Genomic DNA, 1,707 nt, shown 5'->3' with positions numbered 1-1,707 from the left:
ACAAAAAGACGGTGGTGGGCCTGGCGCGGCCGATGGTCGACAAGCGCGAATCCACCGCACTCGGCACCGAGGACGTGTTCGCCCGGGCCGTCACCCTGGTTCAATCGGTCGCTCGCGCGTTCGCCGCCGACCGGCTGCCACGCGAGGCAATCACCGAAACCCATGGTCTTGGTGAGCGAGGCCGGTTCACATCCGCCTATCTCGGCGCAGCACTGCCACGGCTGGGCCGGGAAGCGCTTCGGCGCGCACGCTTCCGCCATGCGCACTGGCGGGTAGGCTACCGCTTCACTGATGCACCGGGCGTCGCCGACACGGGCAAGCTCGGCACCGGCTGGTCGGTGCTGCCCGACCAGGGCGATCATTTCTATGCCGATCCTTTCCCCTTTTGGTGGCGTGATCAGCCCTTCGTCTTCGTGGAAGATTATCCGCACGCGACCGGCAAGGCGGTGATCTCCGTTGTTCCCTTCGATGCGGACGGCATTCCCGGTGCGCCGCGGGTCGTGCTGGAGGAAGCGCACCACCTTTCCTACCCGCAGGTGTTCGAGCGCGACGGCGTGATCTGGATGCTGCCGGAAGCGAGCGCCAGCGGCAAGCTCACGCTCTATCGCGCCTCGGGTTTCCCGGACGGTTGGATAGCCGAGGCCGTGCTGGTCGAAGGCGAGATTTCCGACGCCACCTTGTTCGAGCATGAAGGCATGCTCTGGCTGTTCGCCACGGATCGGGATGGCCACGGAAGCACTTCCGACACGCTGGTGGTTTTCTCCGCTCCCGCGCTCGCCGGCCCATGGCGGCCACATCCGGCGAACCCGATCCTGATCGACCATCGCATGGCTCGCCCAGGCGGAGCCTTCGTCCTCGACCGCGGGGGCAGCGTCCTCCTTCCGGTCCAGGACGGAACCCTGGGCTATGGCGGCGGGCTTGGCCTGTGCGAGCTGCTGCAACTCGACGAGCGGATGGTGCGGCTCTCGCCCCCCCGATCAATCGATGCGGCCGGCGATTGGCCCTATCCGAAGATCCACACGCTCAATCGGGCCGGCCGCCTGGAGGTGATCGACGGGATTGCGGCCGTGCGGAAGCGATCAGCCAAGAAGTAGCGCCTCGTAGCCGGCGCACATCCTGGCCGGCGAATATTTGTCCCGCAGCCGCCGCCCCGCCGCCGAAAGCCTGGCCTTGGATTCTGGCCGCGCGAACAGGTCGGCGAGCCCGCTGGCCATGCCGGCGGCGTTGGCTTCGACGAACAGCGCGGCGGGTGAGCCGTCCTCCGCCGTCAGCACCTCGCGCATGACGTCGAGGTTGCTGGCCACGATCGGCAGGCCTGAAATGGCCGCCTCGACGCAGGCGAGGCCAAAGGTCTCCGTCATCGACGGAAAGGCGTAGGCGTCGCCGGCCGCGAGGAATTCGAAGATGCGCGCCGGCGGAACCTCGCCGACGAGATGCAAGCGATTCGCCACGCCGTGGCTTTCGGCAAAGGCAACGAGCGCCTCGCGCTCCGGCCCGGCGCCGGCGAGCGCGACGTGCACCTCGGGCAGTTGGTCGAGCGCCCCGACAAGGGCGATCTGGTTCTTCGTCCGTGTCAGCCGGCCCGATGAGACGGCCAGCCACACGCCCTGCGGCAGGCCGAAGGCGGCACGCGCGGCCGCCTTGTCGAATTCCCCGCCCGGCACGGGAACGCCGTGGTCAATGCGGTGGAGACGCTGCCGATAGGAT

2 protein-coding genes are annotated in these 1,707 nt (G+C 68.1%); one reads left to right on the top strand and one right to left on the bottom strand.

The features are described from left to right. Window positions 1-1,094 (top strand): hypothetical protein (locus EOA29_RS35505; protein ID WP_127222325.1); only part of this gene is annotated, 1,094 nt, incomplete at its 5' end. Here the strand turns inward: EOA29_RS35505 and EOA29_RS35500 are convergent. Next, window positions 1,080-1,707: glycosyltransferase (locus EOA29_RS35500; RefSeq protein WP_127222324.1), on the bottom strand; the 628-nt coding region annotated here is incomplete at its 5' end. The genes EOA29_RS35505 and EOA29_RS35500 overlap by 15 nt on opposite strands.

Origin of the sequence: Mesorhizobium sp. M1E.F.Ca.ET.063.01.1.1 (genome assembly GCF_003998155.1) — a bacterium.
In the GTDB taxonomy this organism is placed as follows: Bacteria; Pseudomonadota; Alphaproteobacteria; order Rhizobiales; family Rhizobiaceae; genus Mesorhizobium.
The sequence above is the reverse complement of the archived record's forward strand: the minus strand, read 5'-3'. Positions and strand labels throughout refer to the sequence as shown.